At 52.0% G+C, this 21630-nt stretch carries 22 protein-coding genes, 1 pseudogene and 1 riboswitch; of the genes and pseudogenes, 2 read left to right on the top strand and 21 right to left on the bottom strand.

Annotated elements, in window-relative coordinates; translation table 11 throughout:
• Positions 1-54 precede the first annotated feature (54 nt).
• The 15 genes from J2Z49_RS02085 to tsaA all read right to left on the bottom strand — a co-directional run bounded on the left by J2Z49_RS02085 (position 55) and on the right by tsaA (position 12143).
• A complete protein-coding gene (locus tag J2Z49_RS02085) occupies positions 55-999 on the bottom strand; it encodes a ribose-phosphate diphosphokinase (protein WP_307399402.1) in 945 nt (314 codons plus the stop codon).
• Between the two features lie 98 nt (positions 1000-1097).
• Entirely contained in the window at positions 1098-2483 is a 1386-nt protein-coding gene (gene glmU / locus J2Z49_RS02080) for a bifunctional UDP-N-acetylglucosamine diphosphorylase/glucosamine-1-phosphate N-acetyltransferase GlmU (RefSeq protein ID WP_307399401.1), read from the bottom strand.
• A gap of 251 nt (positions 2484-2734) precedes the next feature.
• Complete coding sequence (gene spoVG / locus J2Z49_RS02075; RefSeq protein ID WP_013821316.1) at positions 2735-2989, bottom strand: septation regulator SpoVG; 255 nt, start codon at positions 2987-2989, stop codon at positions 2735-2737.
• Between the two features lie 217 nt (positions 2990-3206).
• Complete coding sequence (locus tag J2Z49_RS02070; RefSeq protein ID WP_307399399.1) at positions 3207-3968, bottom strand: nucleotidyltransferase family protein; 762 nt, start codon at positions 3966-3968, stop codon at positions 3207-3209.
• Positions 3968-4648, bottom strand: a complete 681-nt coding sequence (locus J2Z49_RS02065; RefSeq protein ID WP_307399397.1) for a GntR family transcriptional regulator — start codon at positions 4646-4648, stop codon at positions 3968-3970. The genes J2Z49_RS02070 and J2Z49_RS02065 overlap by 1 nt, the downstream gene beginning before the upstream one ends.
• Before the next feature lie 37 nt (positions 4649-4685).
• Positions 4686-5570, bottom strand: coding sequence for a 4-(cytidine 5'-diphospho)-2-C-methyl-D-erythritol kinase (ispE, locus tag J2Z49_RS02060; RefSeq protein WP_307399396.1), 885 nt, complete (start codon positions 5568-5570; stop codon positions 4686-4688).
• An 80-nt stretch (positions 5571-5650) separates the two neighbouring features.
• Positions 5651-5965, bottom strand: coding sequence for a hypothetical protein (locus J2Z49_RS02055; protein ID WP_307399394.1), 315 nt, complete (start codon positions 5963-5965; stop codon positions 5651-5653).
• A 4-nt stretch (positions 5966-5969) separates the two neighbouring features.
• Complete coding sequence (locus J2Z49_RS02050) at positions 5970-6533, bottom strand: Uma2 family endonuclease (protein ID WP_307399393.1); 564 nt, start codon at positions 6531-6533, stop codon at positions 5970-5972.
• Positions 6534-6625: 92 nt separating this feature from the next.
• Positions 6626-6793 (bottom strand): hypothetical protein, encoded by a 168-nt coding sequence (locus J2Z49_RS02045; RefSeq protein ID WP_307399391.1) that lies wholly within the window; start codon positions 6791-6793, stop codon positions 6626-6628.
• 92 nt (positions 6794-6885) lie between these two features.
• On the bottom strand, positions 6886-7581 hold the full coding sequence (locus tag J2Z49_RS02040) for a class I SAM-dependent methyltransferase (protein WP_307399389.1): 696 nt from the start codon (positions 7579-7581) through the stop codon (positions 6886-6888).
• Positions 7582-7743: 162 nt separating this feature from the next.
• A complete protein-coding gene (locus J2Z49_RS02035) occupies positions 7744-8496 on the bottom strand; it encodes an ABC transporter ATP-binding protein (RefSeq protein WP_307399387.1) in 753 nt (250 codons plus the stop codon).
• The gene (locus tag J2Z49_RS02030; RefSeq protein ID WP_307399385.1) at positions 8493-9557 is read right to left on the bottom strand and encodes a FecCD family ABC transporter permease; all 1065 of its coding nucleotides are present in this window, start codon (positions 9555-9557) and stop codon (positions 8493-8495) included. The genes J2Z49_RS02035 and J2Z49_RS02030 overlap by 4 nt, the downstream gene beginning before the upstream one ends.
• A gap of 93 nt (positions 9558-9650) precedes the next feature.
• Entirely contained in the window at positions 9651-10772 is a 1122-nt protein-coding gene (locus tag J2Z49_RS02025) for an iron ABC transporter substrate-binding protein (protein ID WP_307399383.1), read from the bottom strand.
• Positions 10773-10863: 91 nt separating this feature from the next.
• Positions 10864-11637, bottom strand: coding sequence for an ATP-binding protein (locus J2Z49_RS02020; protein WP_307399381.1), 774 nt, complete (start codon positions 11635-11637; stop codon positions 10864-10866).
• 110 nt (positions 11638-11747) lie between these two features.
• Entirely contained in the window at positions 11748-12143 is a 396-nt protein-coding gene (gene tsaA, locus J2Z49_RS02015) for a tRNA (N6-threonylcarbamoyladenosine(37)-N6)-methyltransferase TrmO (RefSeq protein WP_307399378.1), read from the bottom strand.
• 304 nt (positions 12144-12447) lie between these two features.
• Here tsaA and J2Z49_RS02010 point away from each other — a divergent pair, with 304 nt between their 5' ends.
• Entirely contained in the window at positions 12448-12894 is a 447-nt protein-coding gene (locus tag J2Z49_RS02010) for a PIN domain-containing protein (protein ID WP_307399377.1), read from the top strand.
• Between the two features lie 135 nt (positions 12895-13029).
• Here the strand turns inward: J2Z49_RS02010 and J2Z49_RS02005 are convergent, their stop codons facing one another.
• The 6 genes and pseudogenes from J2Z49_RS02005 to J2Z49_RS14800 all read right to left on the bottom strand — a co-directional run.
• Entirely contained in the window at positions 13030-13296 is a 267-nt protein-coding gene (locus tag J2Z49_RS02005; RefSeq protein ID WP_307399376.1) for a hypothetical protein, read from the bottom strand.
• A 136-nt stretch (positions 13297-13432) separates the two neighbouring features.
• The gene (locus J2Z49_RS02000; RefSeq protein WP_307399520.1) at positions 13433-14887 is read right to left on the bottom strand and encodes a GGDEF domain-containing protein; all 1455 of its coding nucleotides are present in this window, start codon (positions 14885-14887) and stop codon (positions 13433-13435) included.
• On the bottom strand, positions 14887-15498 hold the full coding sequence (locus J2Z49_RS01995; RefSeq protein ID WP_307399374.1) for an HD-GYP domain-containing protein: 612 nt from the start codon (positions 15496-15498) through the stop codon (positions 14887-14889). Before J2Z49_RS01995 ends, J2Z49_RS02000 begins: the two co-directional genes overlap by 1 nt.
• 212 nt (positions 15499-15710) lie before the next feature.
• Positions 15711-17252: a methyl-accepting chemotaxis protein gene (locus J2Z49_RS01990; RefSeq protein ID WP_307399372.1), complete on the bottom strand. Its 1542-nt coding sequence runs from the start codon at positions 17250-17252 to the stop codon at positions 15711-15713.
• A gap of 235 nt (positions 17253-17487) precedes the next feature.
• Positions 17488-19467 carry a diguanylate cyclase gene (locus tag J2Z49_RS01985; protein ID WP_307399370.1) on the bottom strand — a complete coding sequence of 660 codons (1980 nt, stop codon included), beginning with the start codon at positions 19465-19467 and terminating at the stop codon, positions 17488-17490.
• A 225-nt stretch (positions 19468-19692) separates the two neighbouring features.
• Positions 19693-19842: pseudogene (locus tag J2Z49_RS14800) on the bottom strand (ISLre2 family transposase); the annotation flags it as partial.
• A 463-nt stretch (positions 19843-20305) separates the two neighbouring features.
• A riboswitch (cobalamin riboswitch) is annotated at positions 20306-20586 on the bottom strand.
• Positions 20587-20933: 347 nt separating this feature from the next.
• Between J2Z49_RS14800 and J2Z49_RS01975 the strand changes: the two are divergent.
• Positions 20934-21557: a TetR/AcrR family transcriptional regulator gene (locus J2Z49_RS01975; RefSeq protein ID WP_307399369.1), complete on the top strand. Its 624-nt coding sequence runs from the start codon at positions 20934-20936 to the stop codon at positions 21555-21557.
• Positions 21558-21630 lie beyond the last annotated feature (73 nt).

Below are 21630 nucleotides of genomic sequence, written 5' to 3'. Positions count from 1 at the left end.
CTTTGCACCTAAAAATGCACCGGTGCCACAGGCCGGTAAAGCCGGCCTTATATTTTAATCGAAAAGCTTGCTTACCGATAAATCTTCATGAATGCGGATGATGGCCTCGCCCAGCAAGGGAGCCACCGAGACAATTTTAATTTTATCAATCATTTTTTCCGGGGGTATGGGTATGGTGTTGGTCACCAGCACCTCCTTGATCGGTGCTTCCTGCAGGCGCTGGACCGCCGGGCCGCTGAGCACCGGATGGGTACAGCAGACGTAAATTTCCCGGGCGCCAAATTTTTTCAGGGCCACCGCACCCTGGGTAATGGTACCGGCGGTATCAATGATGTCATCAATCATGATGACCTTTTTACCCTCAATCTCACCCACAATATTCATAATTTCCGCCACATTGGGTTCGGGCCGCCTTTTGTCAATGATAGCAATGGGTGCACCGATGCGCTCGGCCAGATCCCTGGCCCGGGTTACCCCGCCCAGGTCGGGTGAGACAACCACCACGTCCTTTAGTCTCTGCTGGATGAAATACTGGGCCAGGAGTGGCACCCCGGGGAGATGATCCACAGGGATATCAAAGAATCCCTGGATCTGCCCCGCATGCAAGTCCATGGTTATTACCCGCCGGGCACCGCTGGCAGTGAGGAGGTTGGCCACTAGTTTGGCTGTAATGGGGTCCCTGGCCCGGGTTTTCCGGTCCTGCCGGGCATAGCCATAGTAGGGCAAAACTGCCGTAATACGCCGGGCAGAAGCCCTTCTCACCGCGTCCACCATTACCAGCAGTTCCATCAAGTGCTCATTTACCGGATGACAGGTGGGCTGGATAATAAAAACGTCGGCCCCCCGCACACTTTCATTTATCTTGACCTGGATCTCCCCGTCGGAAAAGCGGGAAACCTTGGCCGCGCCCACACTAACACCCAGGTACTGGGCAATCTCTTCGGCCAGCTGGGGGTTAGCGTTGCCGGTAAAGATTTTTAATTCTTTACGCGATGACATCCTTCTACCTCCATCACTGATTTCAGAAAACCAGGGTGCCCAACCCGGCGGCCCGGGGAGCATGGCTACCCCCTCCTTTAATCACCGGCGCAAAAAAATTACTTTTCTTCCCAGGATTCTTTTTTGGATTTCTTCTGGAGCCAGTTTTCTATATTCCGTTGGCGCCCCCGCTCAATACCCAGCGCCCCCGGGGGCACATTTTTGGTGATGGTGGAACCGGCACCAATGAAGGCCTTCTCCCCCACCTCCACCGGTGCCACCAAATTGGTGTTGCTCCCGATAAAGGCCCCGTCCCCAATAATGGTGGGCCACTTCTTTTCCCCGTCATAATTGCAGGTAATGGTCCCGGCACCTATATTAACGCCCGACCCGACGGTGGCGTCGCCCACGTAGCTCAAGTGGGGAACCTTGCTTCCCCTCCCCACCACCGTCTTTTTCAATTCCACAAAGTCCCCCACTTTAACATCCGGAGCCAGAACACATCCGGGCCGGATATAAGCAAAGGGACCAATGGTACAATTATCCCCGATTTTACTTTCCCGGATTACCGACTGCTCGATTACCACTCCGTTGCCAGCCTGGACATTGATCAGCCGGCTGCCCGGGCCGATGATACAATGCTCACCGATGATGGTATCCCCCTCGATCATGGTAAAGGGGTAGATCACCGTATCGCGACCGATCCTAACATTCCGATCAATAAATGTGGAGGCGGGATCCATTACCGTCACACCGGAGAGCATCAGCTCTTCCACTATCTGCCGGCGCAGGTAACTTTCCACCAGCGCCAACTGCCGCCGGTCGTTAACCCCCTCCACTTCCCGGGCATCTTCCACCGTCAGCGCGGCTACGGGCTCACCCTGCTGCACGTAATGGCCAATAATGTCGGTGAGGTAATATTCCCCCTGGGAGTTTTCCCTGCTGAGGGTGGACAGGGCGGCAAAGAGCCCGGGCGCGGAAAAACAATAAATGCCCGTATTTATCTCCCTCACCGCCAGTTCCCCGGGGGTAGCGTCCCGTTGTTCCACAATTTTTTGCACCCGCCCCTCCCCGTCCCGGATCACCCGGCCGTAACCGGTGGGATTTTCCAGGCAGGCGGTAAGGACGGTGGCTCTGGCTCCCGCGGCGGCATGGGCCGCCACCAGCCGGGCCAAAGTCCCGGCGGTTACCAGCGGAGTGTCCCCGCAGACCACCAGAATGGTACCGGGAAAGTCGGCCAGCAGGGGGGCGGCCTGGAGCAGGGCGTGAGCCGTACCCAGTTGCTGCTGCTGGTAGACCACCTTCGCCCGGTCCTGGACGGTACGGGCTACCAGATCGCCGCCAAAACCGGCCACAACCACGATTTCCTCTGCCCCGGCCCCCCGGACCGCATCCAGGACGTATTCGATCATGGGCCGGCCACAAACCTTGTGCATCACCTTGGGCAGGTCGGATTTCATCCGCGTACCCTTACCTGCCGCCAGAATTACGGCCGCCAGTGACATCAGGCTCCCCCTTGCCTTTTAAAGGGATCGCGTGAAGGGGCTGCCACCGGCAGCCCCGCCGTTTAAAAAACAGTTCTTAATCCTGATCAACAAGATTCAACAAAAAACGCGAATTTCCTTTTCGCCGGACAGTTTTTATACTTTTCGCACAAAAAGAGAGCATAGTGAGCCACAGGAAAGTGCAGGTCCTTAACTATGCTCTGCTTTACAAAAAACACAACACCTCATTAGTCAGCCCTGGATTGAAAAGGCTAGATGGCCTGTTCATAGGCCTGCAACACCGCGGTTTCAATAATAGCCCTGGCTGAAGAATTGATGGGGTGCGCTATATCCCGGAACTCACCGTCAGGGGTTTTGCGGCTGGGCATGGCCACAAATAAGCCCTTGTTTCCCTCCACTACCTTGACATCGTGGATAACAAACATATTGTCCAGGGTGACCGATACAATGGCCTTCATTTTTCCCTCGGGGAGAATTTTGCGCACCCGCACATCCGTAACAACCACTCCCTCACCACCTTCCTGAAACCCCAACTGCCTTCTTTAGATCACCGGGCAGTGCGAACCTACCTACCCGTATCTATAAACCTGTTTTCTCCACGAATGTAAAAATTCCTGCATTTTTCCATTTCAGATAGAGAAAAAATTTATCTCCTTTCCACTCCCTACCCTTCCCGGAACAGGGGGCCGGGGCGGTGGCCCCGGCCCCCGAATCCTTATAACCTCACGAGGCCTGCTGCAGCGTTCTGATCACCAGGGCCAGATCCACGGGTTTGTCCACATCCACACCCACTTCCGGGTAGCGGCTGATCACCACCACCCCGCGGATGCCCAGAAGGCGGGAAACCCGCGCCTGGGCTTCTTCCAGCGTAACCCGGTGCAAAAGAAAACGAATCAAAAAGCCCAGGCCTACCAGGCGGCACAGGCGCAGGGGGCTTTTCCGGGCGGCCACCAGCTGCTGCCCCAGGGGCAAACAACGGGAAACCACTTCCGGATTAAGTAAAAACAGGTTGCCCCCGGTGAAAACACCTTCTTTAAGACTGACGTATGTCCGCCGTACGGGAACGGCAAAACGGCTTTCCACAGCTTCCCTGGGCACAATGGGGTAGTACAAATCCGCCTCTTGATCCTGACAGAGTTCCAGGAAATCTTCAATGGCCCGGGGGGTGATCAGGGGAATGTCGGAGCTGACCAGCAGCACCCGGCGGGCACCCGGCAACTCTTCCAATCCCTGCTGGACGTTTTCCAGAAGACTGCTGCCCGCCGGAACAACCCGCACCCGGTCATCTTTGAGGTGATTCACCAGCTCCTCCCTGGGCCCGACCACTACAATCCGGCCTACCCCCCTGGTCCGGGCCAATGCTTCCACTACGTATTGCACCATCGCTTTGGAGCCAATAGGAATGAGCGCCTCGTAGGGTACCGGGCTGCATTCCTTGAGCGGCCCGTTATTGGGACTGCCGGCCAGAACCACCGCATCCACCATTATTCCTTTGCCTCCCCCAGGGCGTTCAACAGGCTCTGTTCGGCATTCTCAATATGCTCCCGCGCCAGGATCTGGGCCAGCTCCACGTTACGTTCACTAATGGCTTCCACAATTTGCTTGTGTTCTTCCAGGGCATGCTTGGTTCGACCCGGCTGGGCTAAAGAAGTGGCCCGGAAGCGTTGAATTTGATCCGCCAGGTTGGTGATGATCTGAACCAACCTTTCGTTCCGGCTGGCCTTGTAAATGAGCTCATGGAATCTGGTATCCGTTTCAACCAGTGCCTCCAGGTCGTGGCTGCTGACTTCGTATGTCTTCACCAGTGCCCGTTCCAGCTCCTCCAGCTCCTCTTCGGTAATCCGCTCAGCGGCCAGGCCGGCGGCCAGCGCTTCCAGTGCCGCCCGCACTTCAAAGACGTCGACAATATCCTTTACCGAAATTCCCGCTACATAGGCTCCCTTGCGGGGCACCATGACCACAAAACCTTCCAGTTCCAGCTTACGGATGGCCTCCCGCACGGGAGTGCGGCTTACCCCCATTTCTTCAGCCAGCTGGATTTCCATTAACCGTTCCCCGGGTTTCAGACGGCCCTGGATAATCGCCTCCCGCAAGGATTCAAAAACCAGTTCCCTTAAAGGCTTATAATTATCCAGCTTAATTGGAATGAGTCTCGTTTCTTCCACGGCCGCCACCCCTTTTTCTGGTCATAACACTTATATTTTACCTGCAGCCAGTAATTACTGCAAGTTTTATTGCATGGCAGCAAAAACGAGTGTACAAAATCCGCCCCAGCCCCGGGTCCAGCCGTGCGGCCACCCGGCGGGCTTCCCCTTCATCCCGGCACAGGCCAAAAACGGTAGGACCGCTGCCGCTCATGACGACCCCCGGGGCACCGGCCGCTTTCAGGGCTTTCTTTACCACGTAAACCTGTGGGTAAAGGGTGGCAGTTACCGGCTCCAGTATATTCCCCAAAAGGGCGGCCACCGCCATGATATCCCGGCGTTCAATAGCCGTCACCATGGCAGGGGTATCTGGATGAACACCGGGCAAAAGGCGGTCATACTCCCGGTAAATTTGGGCCGTAGATACGGCCAGGGGTGGGGTGACCAGAACCACTCCCAGAGGGGGGAGGGGTTTCAGGGGAGTAAGCAACTCCCCTTTTCCCCGGGCCAAAACGGTACCTCCTGCGAGGCAAAAGGGTACATCCGCCCCCAGCTTTTCGGCTAAACCAAACAGCTCCTCCCGGGAGAGGCCCAGGGACCAGAGTTGATTCAAGGCCGCCAGGGTGGCCGCCGCATCGGCGGAACCGCCACCCAGGCCGGCGGACGCCGGGATGTTTTTGGATAGAAAAATATGCACCCCCTGACGGCACCCGGTAACCCTTTGCAAAAGCTCCGCCGCCCGGTAAACCAGATTTTCCGGACCGGCAGGTATAAAGGGGCTGTCGGTTTGGAGCTCAATGCCCTGCGGGCGAAGGGAAAACACCAGCCGGTCACAAAGGGCTACGCTTTGCATTACTGTTTCCAGCTCGTGGTAACCATCGGGCAAAAGACCCGTAATGTCCAGGGTAAGGTTTATCTTGGCACAGGCCAGCACTTCAAGCACGGGCAATATCTCCCTTTCGGTTTTACCAATAGTTTTACGTCGCCGGGGCTATTTTTCCCTGCAGCCCGCTTTTGTCTTTTTCACTGTCGCCCGTCCATTCCTAAGGAGGCCGCTATGAGCATGGTCAGGATGATGTTCCAGTTGCCGTGCACAGCCAGGGATAGGAAAGGCTTGAGGTGAAACGCATTAGACAGGAAGCTGGATCCGCCCCAGCCTCTGCCGGGCCGGGAGAAGCCACCGACCTGGGACGACCGCAAAAGAGAGGGCATGAGTTTGGGTAAGCTGTTAAAGGAAAGGATGGAAGAGCGTTTGGAGGCTGAAGGCGAAGCAAACGGGAACAGGCCGGCCCGGGGTTCCCGCCCTTGCCGGGCAAGGTGGCCCCGGGATCGTGTCAACTTTTTAAAAAATACTTTCCACCTGTACTACAAATCCGGCGATCACACGGGACTGAACCTCCCCCTGCTGCTCCACTTCCTGGTCCAGGGCATATTTACCGCCCTTCAGGCAAAAAACCTGGACCGATTTACTATGGGGGTCAACGATCCAGTATTCCCTGACGCCGCTCTTTTCGTAAACCTTATACTTGGTCCGCAGGTCGTAATAACCGGTACCGGGGGAAAGGATTTCCACCACCAGGTCCGGGGCGCCATTAATCCGCTTCTCTTCGATTATGGACAGCCTTTCGTTGGAAATATAAATTATGTCCGGCTGGTAGGTTTCCGTTTCTTCCAGATAGACGTCGACGGGAGCGTCTAAAACAATGCCCAGTCCCTTTTCCAGGACATAACCCGCCATTTTTAATTCCAGTTTCATGGACACCATCTGGTGGTATGGTGTGGGCGAGGGTGTCATGACCAGTTCTCCCCCAATCAGTTGATAGGGTGACCCTTCCGGAAGGCGGCAGTAGTCTTCGTAGGTATACCTTTGCCGGCCGGCCGCCAGCTCACCCGGGACGGCTCTCATTTTTCGCACCTCCATTCCCCTGCGTACTTGGTTCCGTTGCCTTAATCCGCAGCTTTTTCATTATTTTACCTGAACACAGCAGTTTGCGCAAACTATCTGAACCTGCCTGGCTGCAAAAAACGGGTGTGCAAAAGCCGCCCCAGCCCCGGGTGAAGCCGTCCGGCCACCCGGCGGGCCTTCCCCCCATCCCGGCACAGGCCAAAAACAGTGGGACCGCTGCCGCCCATGACCACCCCCGGGACACCAGCGGAAGCATTCAATCAAACCAAATCTCTGAAAGCTTCCCTCAAGAGCTTTCTGGTGTAAACATGTTCCGGGTTTTCGAATATTTCGAAAGACACTCCCGTTTCCACTATTTCACCTCGATACATAACGTCCGCCTGACATCGGGAGTGATATCCATATAGCTCCAGAAAAATCTTGCCAAATTCTCCACTGCTTTTTCCACCGGTTCTTCCTCCACCCGGTTAACGGTAAAAAATTTGAGGCTGGGCCGGTAACCCATGGCATAGAGCAAACCAAACGGGTAAATTATATCTCCCGGATTATCGCCCATGTCTTCACCAAAGAACCGTTGCCAGAGCTCGCGGTGCGCCTTTTCCCAACGTTTTCCGGAAAAAGCGCTCAAGTAGCAAAACTTCCTTGACGCTGCAAGCATTTTTTGCAGTGTTTCCGGGTCCCGCACCCCGGGTGTCATCGAGGCAAACACCAGATCAAACCGGCCGGCCAGCCCGTCTTTTTCCACCTCCACTTCCTGCCAGGTTCGCTGAATAATAGTAATGTTTTCTACCTGCCCGGCCCTTGCCCTGTCTTCCAATATTTTTACCATCTCGGCGGCAGGTTCAAGGGCGGTTACCTGCTCGCACAATCGGGCCATGGGGATGGCATAGTTACCCGGCCCGGCCCCGATATCCAGCACTTTGACCTCAGGTCCAAGCGCTCCTTCCCGTTCCAGCATATCCAGCACCATTTTTCTTCTGTCCTGGCCCCTACCATTGCTGGTACGCCGGGCAAACCATCTGGCGCGCCGGTTCCAATTTTCCACCATCTCTTTCTCGCTACGGCAACGCCGCCTTGTTAACGGCGAGTTTTCCCGTGCATCTTGCCAGAGTTTCTCCCAAAACTCGCGGTCACCAACCGAAAATAAATGCAAAAAACCACCTCCTTTTCACTACCTCAAAAAAAAACCATAAGGACTACCCCCGGGCTGTTACAACGGTACGACTACAGGTATGTTCGCCAGTCTTTCCACCGCTACCGGAACACCGTAGACGCCGGCGATGTTTTCCGGAGTCATGATTTCCATCCCCCCGCAAGCAAAGACGGTCCTGTTCTTCAGGAGCAGGAATTTATCTGCAAACCGCAAAGCAAGGTTAAGGTCGTGCATTACCACCACCGCCGCAATGTTTTGTTCCCTGGCCGCACTTTTCACCGTTTTCAAAACCTCGAATTGATTTTTCAAATCCAGGTTGCTGGTGGGTTCGTCCAGTAAAAGAACCCGGGGTTCCTGGGCCAGGGCCCTGGCAATGACCACCTTTTGCAGCTCTCCCCCGCTCAATTCATCCAGGTAGCGCAGGGAAAACTCCTCCAGGCCGAGAATGCTCAAAACATTCCGGACGATTTCCAGGTCTCTTGCGGTTGTACCCCACTTGATGTGGGGTTTCCTGCCCAAAAGCACGGCGTCGAAGACCGTAAACCGGGTGCTTTCGTATCTTTGCGCCACGTACCCCAGGCGGCGGGCAACTTCCCGGGGGCTGAGCGCAAACAGGTCTTCTTTTTCAATGAGAATTGTCCCCGTTTGCGGCTTTAAAATTCTGTTCAGGCACTTGAGCAGGGTGGACTTACCGGCGCCGTTGTTGCCCAGGATAGAAAAAAATTCCCCCCTGTTGACTTCAAATTTGATATCCTTTAACACGGGCCGGCTGCTGTAACTGAATTCCACTCCGTCTACCGACAAGATCATCTTTTGCCGTACCCCCTGGAGAGAAGGTAAAGGAACAGGGGGGCACCCATAAAGGAGGTAATCGCCCCCACCGGCAAAACAACCGGGGAAATAATGGTTCTGGCCAGGGTATCGGAAGCAAGCAGCAAAAGCCCTCCCATTACGCTGGCAGCCGGGATTAAAAAACGGTGGTCGCCGCCCAGCACCCTTCTCATCATGTGCGGGCCGACCAGGCCGATGAAGCCGATGATGCCCAGAAACGAAACAATTACCGCCGTGACCAGGGAGGCCACGAACATCCCGGTCAACCTGATTCTCTCCACATCAACACCCAGCCCTTTGGCCGTCTCCTCCCCGCCGTCCAGAGCGTTGTAATTCCACCGGTTGGCCATAAAGTAAAGCAGCGCGGTGCCGGTTACCGCGGCCATAATTTCCAGATCCCGCCAGGAAGCCCGGCCGATGTCGCCGAAGGTCCAGAAAACAATCGAAGCCACCTGCACGTCGCTGGCAAAAAACTGCAGGATAATGGTGGCGGCTGAAAAAAGGGAGCCCAGGGCCACCCCCGCCAGGACCATCGCTTCGGGAGTGACCCCCCTGACCTGAGCCAGGAAGAGGACCACCAGGGTCGTCGCCATCGCCCCCACAAAGGCGGAAATGGTGACCAGGTAGGGGTTGTTGATGATGACTGCATCAGCGCTGGTGCTGTGGGTGCTCCCCGCCCCCAGGGCAATGATGGCCACGGCGGCGCCAAAGGCCGCGCCCTGCGAAATGCCCAGGGTGAAAGGGGACGCCAGGGGGTTTCGCAAGAGGTTTTGCATCACGCAACCCGCCACGGAAAGGCCGACCCCGGCAGTAACCGCCGCCAGCACCCGGGGCAACCGGATATTCCAGATAATGATATTTAAACGTCCCTCCGCTTTGCCCAGCAGGGTCAGCAGCACCTGGGCCGGTGAAAGCTCCGCCGACCCGGCGTTGATGGCATATACACCCAGCAGGGCGGTTAAAAGGACAAGCAGGCAAATGATGAAAACTTTTCTCTGGGTATACTTGAGGTAACTTTCCGGGATCGCTACCTGTCGCATATTTTTTATCACCCACGAAAATAGAGGTTTACCATCATTTACCATCGGGCTGGAATTGTCCGGCTCGCTCCGAACACAGGAACTCCCCGGGTATTACGGACCGGCAAGATCCAGCTTTTTAAATCCACCGTAATCTTTCGCCATTTGTTCATATACAGGTTTGCCCAAAAGGAAATGGTAAATCTCATCGGCCTTTTGGGCCGGGTCGATATCTTTAAATTGTTCGGGGTAAATCACTTTTCCGGCGTAGTAGGCGTCGGCAATGGCGGTGTCGATGTTCGTGGTGTAGTAGTTATATGGGATCTGGCCGTAAACCCGGCCTGCTTTGACCGCCTTCAGGGACTGGTAAAACTGCGGGTTTTTCTTGTAGTCTTCCCGCACCAGGGAGAGGCCCCCTTCATCGATGAAAATGATATCAGGGTCCCAGCTCAGGAGCTTTTCCTTGTCGATCATGACGCTTCCCGTTTTACCCGTCTCGTCAACCACATTCCGGGCGTTGACAGCTACAAAGGGCGGATACTTGGCCTGGGTGCTCTCGATGCCGTGCACTCCCTTCATGCCCAGGGCGCCCACGTAGACCCCGGGTTTTTTGTCTTCAGGGATGTCCTTCGTCCTCTCATGCAAGTCCTGCTGGCATTTTTGCAGGTAATCAACTATTTCCCGGGCCCTTTCCTCATTGCCGGTAATTTTGCCAATCAGCTCAAGGGACTTATAAACGTCCTCGTCAAAGGTGGCCAGCTTCCCGTAGCTTAAAACCACCACCGGAATCCCGGTCTTAGCCTGGAGATCATCGGCCTTGGCCTTATCCACCAGGTAAGCGACAAAAATTACGTCCGGCTTGACGCTGACCAGCTTTTCCGCATCCGGGGTGGAATCGGGCCCTCCCTGGCCAATGGTGGGCAAATCCTTTAATTCGGGATGGGCCAGAATATACGGCCTGCCGGTGGGCTGTCTTTTTTCCAGGTTTTCCACACCCACCACCTTATCCGCGCCGTTGACATAGCAAACCAGCCGCAACGCGCCGGGGCCGATGGCCACCACCTTATTTGCCGGAACGGGAACCTCCACCTGCCGGCCGGCCAGGTCGGTGACAACGGCTTTCTGCGGCGCAGCCTTATCCTGCCCGGCTGTTTTAGCACCGCACCCACCCAGGACAACCAGGGTAATCAGCAGTACAATGAGCAGGAACCCTGCCTTCAATGCTTTCGTGCGCATCCTTTCTCCTCCCTTGTTTCAGCCAAGTTAAATAATTTCTAGGGACGACAATCACCACTTGTTAATCAGGCCGGAGTAATGTTTTAAAATCTTAAATTGCGAGGGAAGCCAGCAACTCCTTTACCTGTTCCCGATAGTTTCCCGCCGGCAGCGGATTGCCTACCAGGTTGGCTTCCATGATTTCCGGCGAAAAACCAAACGCGCCCCGCACCGGAATACCTTTCTCAGACAGCTCACGGCGGAGAAAAGGTTCCGTCACGGCATCGACCTTATTTAAAACGGCTATAAAATCTTTTCTTACTTCCGCTGCTAAAGTTTTGGCCCGTTCTGCCAGCAGGACCGCTTCGTACGAGGGATCAACAACCATCACCACCAGGTCCACACCCTCTACAACTCCCCGGCCGAAGTGCTCCACCCCGGCTTCGGTATCCACAAGCACCCACTCGTCTTGATCAACCCGCAACTGCTTTAAAAACGAGCGGGCCACCGCCCCCATGGGACATGCACAACCTTCCAAACTGCGCTCAATTTTACCAATACGCAGGAAACGCAACGGCCACTCCCCACCAGTACATTCAGGGGGCAAGCTGGCCAGGTTTAAACCGTCCGCGAAGAAGCCCGTGTTTTCGTCACCCTTTTTCTGAATGGAGGCCAGCAACTTATCGCGTACCGCGGGTTTACCGCCCAGGCAACCCATTAAAGTCATCGCCGGCGACGTCTGGCCCAGCATTTTATCCAAGCCCAGGTTCGATTCGTCAGTATCCACCACCAGCACCTTTCCCCGTTCAGCAAGCGCTCTTGCCAGCAAGGTAACCAGCGTGCTCTTGCCGCTGCCGCCCCGGCCGCAGATCATGATTTTGGGCATCGAAAAAACCTCCCATCCGTAGTTCCTTGAAAATGCAAAAAGGCCCCCTTCCGGCCTTCAGGCCGGCAAAAGGGCCTTCCTGACCCAAATTTTATCGCCTTACTTTTGTTTCAAACACTGTCCACATCAGAAGAATACGGTTTTATGTCTATAAGCGGGCTCCCGTCCAGCGCGTCGACCCCACGCACCAGCAGGCGGTTTTCCTTCACCTCCAGCAGCTCCGCCACACAGAAGGCAATGGGGTTGGGCCGGGAAGGTGAGCGGCAGGCAAAAACACCGCGTATTTCCGGGCCAAAGGGCGTTCTTGTCTGCAGTGTGTCCCGGCGCGCCAGGTGGCACCAGTAAAGCACAATCAGGTGGGTTGCATGTTCCACATCTTTTAAACCTTCCATAAACTGGGGGTAAATCTCCAGCTCCGCCGTCTGGTCGGAAAAACGCCCCTGGTGCGGCGCCTCGCCGGGCACCCGGTAAGGGCTGTGGATTACCCCAACAGGAACTAGTTCCAAAAGCGATCACCTTCTTTAAATTAACTTAACTTGTGAACACTATGGTTCAAAAAAACAATAAAGCCACGCCCCCCCTTTTCTCCAAAAAAGGACACCCGGGCCTCCGTGGCCGTTTATTTTTACCTGCCCTTATGTGATTTTCCAAAAACTGGTGCGCCTCGTTCCCGTCTTCACTACGGGGTTAAAAATTACTCAACTTCCGTTCATAACCCATCCTACCAAATTAAAAGGGAAAAGTCAATCTTGCAATAAAATGTGGACTTGAAGCAGCTGCTGGCGGAATTAAGAGAGGGTACTCACAAATATGAAACAGATTAAAGTATTCCTGGACAGCAGCGTGATTATTGCCGGCCTGGCGTCGAGAACCGGCGGTTCGCACGAGGTGCTTGCCCTGGTTGAACTGGGGATAATCACTCCGTACGTTTCTGAGACTGTTGTAAGTGAAGTATTCCGGAACTTGCAGAAAAAGTTGCCCGGTTGTATGGACCACTTCCACACATTGTTTAAGGCATTGCCCTTTAAAATGGCAGATCCTGATGATTACGATCTGGAACGGGTCAAATCGTTGATTAACGAAAAGGACGCCCCCACAATGGCAGCGGCCATGACAGCAAAGGTGGACTGGTTGTTAAGTTTTGATAAGCACTTCCTGAATGAAGACTGGGAAGGGAAAGTGGATTTCGCAGCCGGTACACCCGGGGATTTTTTGCAGGACCTGGTATCCCTTTTGAAGAAAGATCTTCCTGTATAGGCACAGTAGTGCTGCAAACTACCATTTTAATTCTCCTTAAGCCTGTGTTATCTTGAGTCCAATCCTTTTTGGACACGCACCCTGGAATTAAAGGTAAACCTTAGAAAAATTTTGCGAAACAACTTGATTTACCATCTATCTGTAGGTTAAAATTTTGAGGAGGAATATCTGCCGACGGACGGCAGAAAAATCTTCCTGGAGGAGGGATGATTTATGACCGAGGTAATCAAGCATGCCCACGAACACACTCACCCGGCGGTAACCCACACGCATGCACATGCGCACGGGGAAACAACTCACGCTCACGAACACACTCATCCGGCGGTAACGCATACCCACGAACACGAGCATCTGCCGGGAGAAGAAGAGATGCACAACCACGAACACCATGTTCACGAGCATGAGCATTAATTTTTAAGAGGGGGGCCGGCATAAAAAACGGCCCCCTTTTAAATGAATACCGTCAACCCGGGAATTCCCTACTGCTGGGAATTTTATCAAATTAAACTAGTTTTTTTAAATAAAATCTACCAGCAGTTCATAAGGAATCACTCTCTCTTACAAAAGACAAATTTTCCGCACACCGGATCAGGACCGCCTTCTTACCCCGGCGCTTGCCCTCTAAAAGAAGCTGGTCAGCGAAGCCGATGAGCCGTTCCAGGTCGCGGTCGTCATCAATTAAAACACGTCCGGCAATTGCTCCACCCATGCTGATGGAGACATTCAGATCCGGTTCCGACACGGAAGCCAGCGCAGAACAAAGAGAGGTAAAAATGCGCCGGGCAAGGACATTAAATTCTCCCGGTTGGTTAACGAGAAAGAACAGGACAAATTCATCACCCCCGTACCGCCCCACCAGATCATCCTTCCTGACCTGATGTCTCAACAATTCCCCTACTTTTTTCAGGACCATATCGCCCACCGGATGCCCGTAACAATCATTTATGGTTTTAAAATTATCCACGTCCATCATCAAGACGGCCACGTGGGGAAATTCGCCCCCCGCTTCCCTGATTAAATACAAACATCGCTCCATAAAAGACCTGCGGTTTAGAACGCCTGTAAGGGGATCATAGCTGGCCAGCCATTCCAGCCGCCGCCGGGCCTGGTGGAGGAGTTCGTTTTTTTCCTCCAGTTCTTTTACTTTCTGCTCCAGTTCGGACAGAGTGTCCCGTACCCGTAAGGCCATATTGTTAAAGGAAGAAGCAATCCCGGCCAACTCACTGGTCTGAAATTTGCTGCCTGCAAAGATATCCTCTTTTTTTGCCGGATCGAAACGGGACAAGCGTTCAGCCAGATTTTTCAAGGGATATACTATTTGTGCCGCAGCCAGGGGATAAAGGAGGGTTGACAGTAATATCACCAGGATAAGTGTACCGCCGAGAGGAACACACAATTGCCGCAAAGGTTCCTCCACAAGTCCTCCCACTGAAGCCCAAACCCTTACCCTGAGATTGGTTCCCGGCACCGGCGCGCCAACCTCCAGGTTTTCTTTTAATCCGAAGGCCTTAAGCAATAACCTGTCCCCGGAGGAGGATTTTTCTCTTTTCCCGGCCAGATAAAGAACAGCGCCATTACTATCTTCCAGGTAAATGACCGGCATTTCCCTGAGCCGCAGTTTGGGCTGGTAACCAAATCCAAAAAGAAATTTGGGGGCAAAAATTTGGGCAGGCTCCGGTTCCACCGGAAACAAAGGCCCGAGTTGAGCCGGGTCTATTCTTTTTACCAGCCCGCCTTTACTGGCTGCAATCTTCTCTCCCTGGAAAGAGAAGAAAAATCCATCTTCTCCCAGAGTGTGCTTCAGGGAAAGGGAAATAATCTGGCTTTCGTATAAAGCCATCTGGGTCAGGTATCTATTTGCCCAGGCAACGGTTTGTAAGGTGAGGTACTTGGCCGTAGCATAAACAGCCAGCAAGGTGGGAACCAGGGCAAGGGTAAAGAACCATACGGTAAATACCTGAATTATACTGCGCCTTCTCCCACTCCCTGACATCAAACCGCTTCCTCCTTAAAACGGGCCAGGAAAACCCGCGCTTTTTGAAACAGGTGGGGATCCAGTTTTTTACCCCCCATTTCTGCCATCACTTTAAGAGCTTCCCCCAAACTCAGGGGAGAACGGTAGGGCCGGGGAGAGGTTAGAGCATCAAACACGTCGGCCAGGGCTAGAATTCTCGCCTCCAGGGGAATACCGTTACCTTTCAGGCCCTCGGGATAGCCTGTGCCGTCCCAGGACTCATGATGCGCTTTGACTGCAGCCAGGATACCCCCCAGGCCCCGGATCCCGCGGCACCTGCTTTCCACCAGTTCAAAGCTCCACAGGGGGTGCCGCACTATAATTTTCCACTCGCTTTCCAGCAAAGGGCCGGGCTTCTCTAAAATATGACGGGGCACCAGCAGTTTGCCTGCGTCATGCAGGGCTCCGGCCCAAAAAAGGAGCCGGGGGCTGCCGAGCCCGAGGAAGCAACTCAATCGAAAGGCATACTTTGCCGTGCGCACACTGTGCATCAGTAATTCCGGGAAAACAGCAAGTTCGGGGAAAAAGCGTTCTAAAAAAGGATAAACCGTTGACAACAAAGGGGGTTCACCGGCCGGGAGAACATTCACAAATATTCCCTCCCCCAAAAATTAAGGCCACAAAGGCTCCTCTCCAAATAGCTAGAGAACCAGCCTTCGTGGCCTAATTAATAATCCGCAGTTTCAAACCCGGGTTCAGACAGGAAAGCTCCGGCTTTCTGCCATCAAAAGTTCCGTACGTTTTTTATTTTTTATTCGACGTTTTTTAAAAAGTTCCTTCCCTAAAACTGCTAGTAATCGCCCTAGGCCACTTTAAAGCGTCGCGCCAGCCCCTCAAGTTCTTCAGCCATTGCCGCCAACTGCTGGGTCGAGGAGGCCATCTCCTGCATCGTTGCCGTCTGCTGTTGCGCCGCAGCGGTGATGTTACTTACACCACCAGCTGCCTCCTGTGTAGCCCGCGCGATCTCCTTGAACTGGCCGTTCAGGTCTTCCACCGCTTGGATGATCTCTCGGAAGTTGCGGACTACCTCGCTGGTCAGCACCGTCCCCTCCGACACCGTTTGGGCGTTCTGATCCATCATTGCCGACATTGTCTTTGCCTCCTCCTGCACCGCTTCTATCAGGCCGAAAATTTTCTTGGCCGCGCTGGCCGACTGTTCCGCCAGCCGTCGAACCTCTTCAGCCACTACCGCAAAGCCTTTCCCCTGCTCGCCGGCCCGCGCCGACTCAATCGCCGCGTTGAGCGCCAACAGGTTCGTTTGGTCGGCAATCTGGGTGATCAATTCGACGACCGCGCCGATCTCCCCCGACTTCTTCCCGAGCCGTTCCATCGCCGTCACCATGTTCCGGGTCGCCTGCTGGATCGCGGCCATCTGCGCCACCACCTTATCCAGGCCCTCCTGTCCCGCCCGCGCATGCTGCACCGTCTGCGTGGCCGTGTCTGAAAGGTTCTGGATGGCAGACGAAACCTGTTCCGCTAAAGCCGCGACCTTGCTGACAGACGAAGCAGCACTGGTCGCCGCACTAGCTGTCTGCTCCGTGCCGCTGCTGATCTGCAGCATCTGCTCCGTCAGTTCCCGCGCCTTTCCGGTCAGCCTGTAAGCGATATCCTTTAGATTCTGAATCATCTGATTAACCGCCCTCGCTAAACTGCCGAATTCATCACGCGTATTAGCCAGCAAGCTGCCGCCAGTAAGGTCACCAGACGCCACCTGATTAATTACCGTTTGCAATTTTAAAAGTGGCATGCCGATATTACGCTTGGAATATATAGCTATAATTAGTACAAGAATTAATACCACACCTAGCAGTAATATCTCCCAGAATCTAATCGCTCTCACAGTTCTGAATTTTGTTAGACTGGCATTTTGTTTAACCTCAGAAGCGTGCGTCAAAAACCGGGACATGTCATTTATCAGCTTCTGCTCTTTAGCGTCCATCTCTTCCATTAGGTGGCCCACATCTTTGTTACCTACCGGATCCCTTAAACCCAAAAGTGCTTCCGCAGTTTCGCAAATTGCTTGTAAATCCTGTTCAATTAGTGAAATATCAGCAGTAGAATCCGGATCCAAACTCTGGAGTCGTGCCAGTATATTTTCGGTTTCAGTCCGCAATACTTTAAAATTTTCGCGTTCTTCAAGGGAGCCGGTAATCAAGTAATCGTGTGGGGGCATTAAAAGGTCCGCAACAGACAGTTGTAATGCATGAGTCTCCATCACAACCTGGTCCGCGTGCTCCACCTCCCGATCCAGGGCGTTGATCTTTGCCAGAAAATAGAAATGTGACCCTCCCAGAAAAAGAAGAAGCAAAGCAATCGTTGTAAAGGCTACTATCAGCTTAGACATCGTGGACGAAAAACTATCTGTAAGCCTGCCCACCGCCAATCAGACTCCTTTCCAAGGAATTTCGTCGACCCAGGAATTCCCTACAGTTGAGGGTTATCAAATCAAACCGCTACTCCTTCCCGAAAAAATCCTCCAGATGCTCACAAGGAATTGCCCTCCCCTACAAAAGACAAATTTTCCACACACCAGATCAGGGCCGTCCCCTCGCCCCGGCGCTTGTCCTCAGTAATTAATCCTAAAAAAGCCTGGTATAACCTCTTTTTTGCTCATACATATTGTTATCCGCTAGAGTAAAAATCTCATCAAAGCTCAGCCCGCGCTTGGACATAGCATATCCCACACTTACAGATAAGCTCAAGCCAGCAATGGGATGTTCCCAAGCAGCTACTTTACCTTTTATGCGGTTGATTATTTTTAGCACTTCTGCCTCATTGCAGTCAGTGACTATTATTAAGAATTCATCACCACCCATCCTTATAATCCAATCGCTTTGCCTGATGGATTGTTTTAAAATATCTGCCGTACCCTTAATAATCAAGTCACCCATTTGATGCCCAAAGTTATCATTGATATACTTCAAACGATCTATATCCACCACTATAAGAGCAAACTTGCTTTGCACATTTAAATTGTTCTTTATGAGGTTTAAGTACTGCCTATTGTAGACTCTCGTTAATTGATCTTTCATTGCCAAATTTTCCAACTCGCGATATAAATAATAATTTTTTATCGCATATGCTACATAGTTTCCAATCACTTTAAGCAGGTCTTGTTCCTGTTGCCCTATATGCACAGTACCTTTTGTTTCGACAACCAAAAAACCTTTAAATTCATCCCCTGATTCTAAAAATATAAAAATTCTCTTGCTTCCCGCCCATTTTTCTATTATTACCTCTTGGAGGCCGTTTTGTACCAATTTTTCACATTTTTTAATGAGTTCTTCTCGCTGGTTATCATTGAGGGGCTGTTCTCCTTCCTGAAAGCAATTTATTTCTCCATTTCTCATAATAACGAGCCATAATTTCTCGAGCGTCAAAACCTTACTAATTAAGGCTGCAGTGTTGTTTAATGTATCTTCCAGATCAAATACTTTCTTCAAAAATATGTTTGCTTGGGCTAGAATACTTAATTTTTCCAGATTAATTAGCAGCATTCTAAGAAGCTTTTCTCTTTGAGTAACATCCATTGTCAGCATTAGCATCCCACTGTAGCAACCTTTTTCATCTGCTATTTTTATATATTTATTTTCAATGTATCTGCCTTTTCTTGCCATTAACCGCTCCCACCCATTTGCCTGGCCACTTTTGACTTTGGCAAGCTTTTCTTTAACCACTATTCTTCTGTGGGGGCGTTGTATATCAATTATGGTTTTGCCTATCAATTCACCCGGTTCTACATCTCTTAATTTTGCTGCAAAATTGTTGCAAAAGAGGATACGATCATCCCTGTCTATCAATATTATTCCTATATCAGGCAACTGATCTAAAATTTCTTCCCAATTAATTTCGAGTTCACTATCTTCGTTAATAATAAATTTGCTGTAGTTTTTGTTACTGTTTTCTACGCTAAGGGGAAAGTACGTAGGATGATAATGATGTTTATAAAAATCTGGCGCTATGGATATAAACATATCTACCAATCGACCGTCCAGATGAGTGTTTTTGCTTTTTATTAGTTCTTCAATTGCTTCTTCAAAACTTAATATTTTTTTATAGGGCCGGAAAGATACCAGGGCGTCAAAACAATCACCGATGCTGACGATTCTTGCAGACAACGGTATATCTTCCCCGGACAACCCCTCTAAATATCCACTGCCATCGTACCTTTCGTGGTGATAACGAATAGCATCAGCAACCATATGGAAAAGCTTGGAATCATTCAGTAAATTAATGCCATTAACAGGATGCCTTTTAATTACAGACCATTCTTCTTTATTTAGTTTGCCAGGTTTGTATAAAATCTTTGGCGATATGTTAATTTTGCCTATGTCATGGAGTAATGCACCTAGAGTTAAACGCAAACACTCTTGTTCCGGCAAGCCCATTTTAGTAGCCAAAAGGTAGGTACAACAGGATACATTTACACAATGACAGTAAACTGAATAGTATTTATGTTTTAGAGCCAGGTAAAGAGTATCCGCAATCGGGTCGCCGGTAATGATTGATTCTAATGAACTTAGCAATTTTTCATCATAAGGCATTTTTAACACGGACACGGTAAGTGTCACCTTCCTATACCTGTCCACCGCTCACCAAAATTACTGCCAAATCCATCCGGGAGCGGTTAAAACCCCTTTGGGGGATAGGGATTTGCCTTCCTCTGGCCGGTCAGGCGCTTAAATATTGCCGGAGTCTATTGAGCCACCTGCGGGGTTCGCGGCCGCCAAGGCTCCCTTAACTGCGCCGCCTTTTAGGTCCTCTTGAGCTTACCAGGAAACAAGCTAGCAAATAAGGGTAGAAAGATTGGGCCGGGCAAGTTCCCGTAAAACATACTTAATCCACCGCCGGTCCGCAAAAGGACCCTTTAATGCCGGTAAAAACGCCTGCAGCCACTTTTCCACATCCTCGGCTTTTTGTTTTTCCACTGGCTTTAATTGCGCCAATTCCCTCAACTTCCGGTGTTCCACCGGCCAGCAAAAAACATATTTGCTAAGCTCCCCCTTTGCCATTACGACCAAAATCCGGGGTATTCGGCCCGCCCAACCAGCACAAAGAAAACCCCCCAACCTGGTGCCGGGGGGTAATGTAACTGCGTGAACACAAAAAGGACATGCTCCACCGCTCCCCCCGTACAGATAATGAGGAGTGGAATAGGCATGCCCTCTGCTGTCCTCAGGTCATGGCCCCCTCAAGTCACCCAAAGCTTCTTTAAATAAGTTGAAGGGGCTCCCCAGACAGTGGACCATATCACCCCTTTAAGCCTTATCCCTCAGGATAAAGCACCTATTCCTGCAATCTGGCATTTTTAAAACACTAAAAACCCCTGCATGTCCGGGTGCAGGGGTAAAAGCATACTACTTAAGTTCTTTCACCTCCCCATGGACCGTAGGTACAAGCGGTGAAAAGGAACGGGCAGGTTTCCTGGCTCATGGATCACTGCCCCACCACGCCTTCCCAGCCCGGCACTTACCGATGACAACGATTGAACCCTGCTGTTACATCATTCAGTGCTGAACAAGCGTGCCATTGGATGTAACAGCTCACCAGTTAGTTTGGGCCAGTGGTTTTGTGTGGCGGACTCCCCATTCACAGTGGCGGCCCCGCGTCAGATTTTCACTGACTTCCCTCTATCCTTGCCTTTTGCGGCAGGGAGCACCCGTTCACTTTATTTAATTGCCTAAATTATAACACAGCAGGCATATGTTGTCCAGATTCGATATTTTCGTATAAAATCCGCGTCAAGATTCAGCAGGTATCTACACCGGTTCCCCCGTACCGGAATCATCACCCGGGTGACAATTTCACCCGCCCTTCCCGGGACCTTTCTTTTCTGACCCCTCCCACCCATCGCCGGGTGCCCGGACGGCAGTTGGTCCAACCGGAATGGCTGCCCCCTGGCCAGCTCCTCCCGGGTAGCGCTTGACAAAAAAATCATAATGCTATACAGTGAATCTAAAGTTTATTTTGTGATGCCAGCTTCATACATATTTACTTTTAATTACATATTTACCTGGAGGCTACAATGAAAAAGGATAAACTTTCCAGAAGAGAGCGGGAACAACTGCAGCGCCGGGCGGAAATCCTGCAGGCTGCGCTGGAGTTATTCTCGCAAAAGGGTTATCATAACGTTTCCATGCACGAAATAGCCGCACGGGCAGAATTTGCCGTGGGCACTCTTTACAAGTTCTTCAAAAATAAGGAGGAGCTGTATAAAGAGATTTTAATGCAGACGGCAATGCTGTTTTATTCTGCGTTATCGAAAGCGCTGGAAGAAAAGGGGGACGAATATGCCAGGGTAAAAAACTTTCTAAAAACAAAATGTAAACTTTTTATGGAAAACATCCTGTCGGTGCGGCTTTACTTTTCAGTGTCGGGTGCCGGCGTGAGCTTTAACGTCAGGAGGGGGTTAGAAACTGAGCTGCGCAGTTTCTATGACCAGCTAATCCAGAAGCTGGCTGCTGTTTTTGAAAAAGGCATTCAAAAGAAGATTTTCCGCCCGCTTGACCCGTATTACCTGGCCCTGGCCCTTGACAGTATAAGCAATGCCTTTCTTTTTTGCTGGATGGAAGACCCCGGTAGACATCCTGTTGACACAGACCTGATCGAGAAAATCTTCTTTGAACGAATATATCTGTTACACAGCTAAGGAGTTTTATGGCCGCGCCGAAGAGGGAGTGGCGCGCGGCCCCGGAGGAAACGCACCCACGGTGAATTTAACC

This window comes from Desulfofundulus luciae, assembly GCF_030813795.1.
GTDB classification, from domain to species: domain Bacteria; phylum Bacillota; class Desulfotomaculia; order Desulfotomaculales; family Desulfovirgulaceae; genus Desulfofundulus; species Desulfofundulus luciae.
This window is presented reverse-complemented; position numbering and strand designations above follow the sequence as displayed.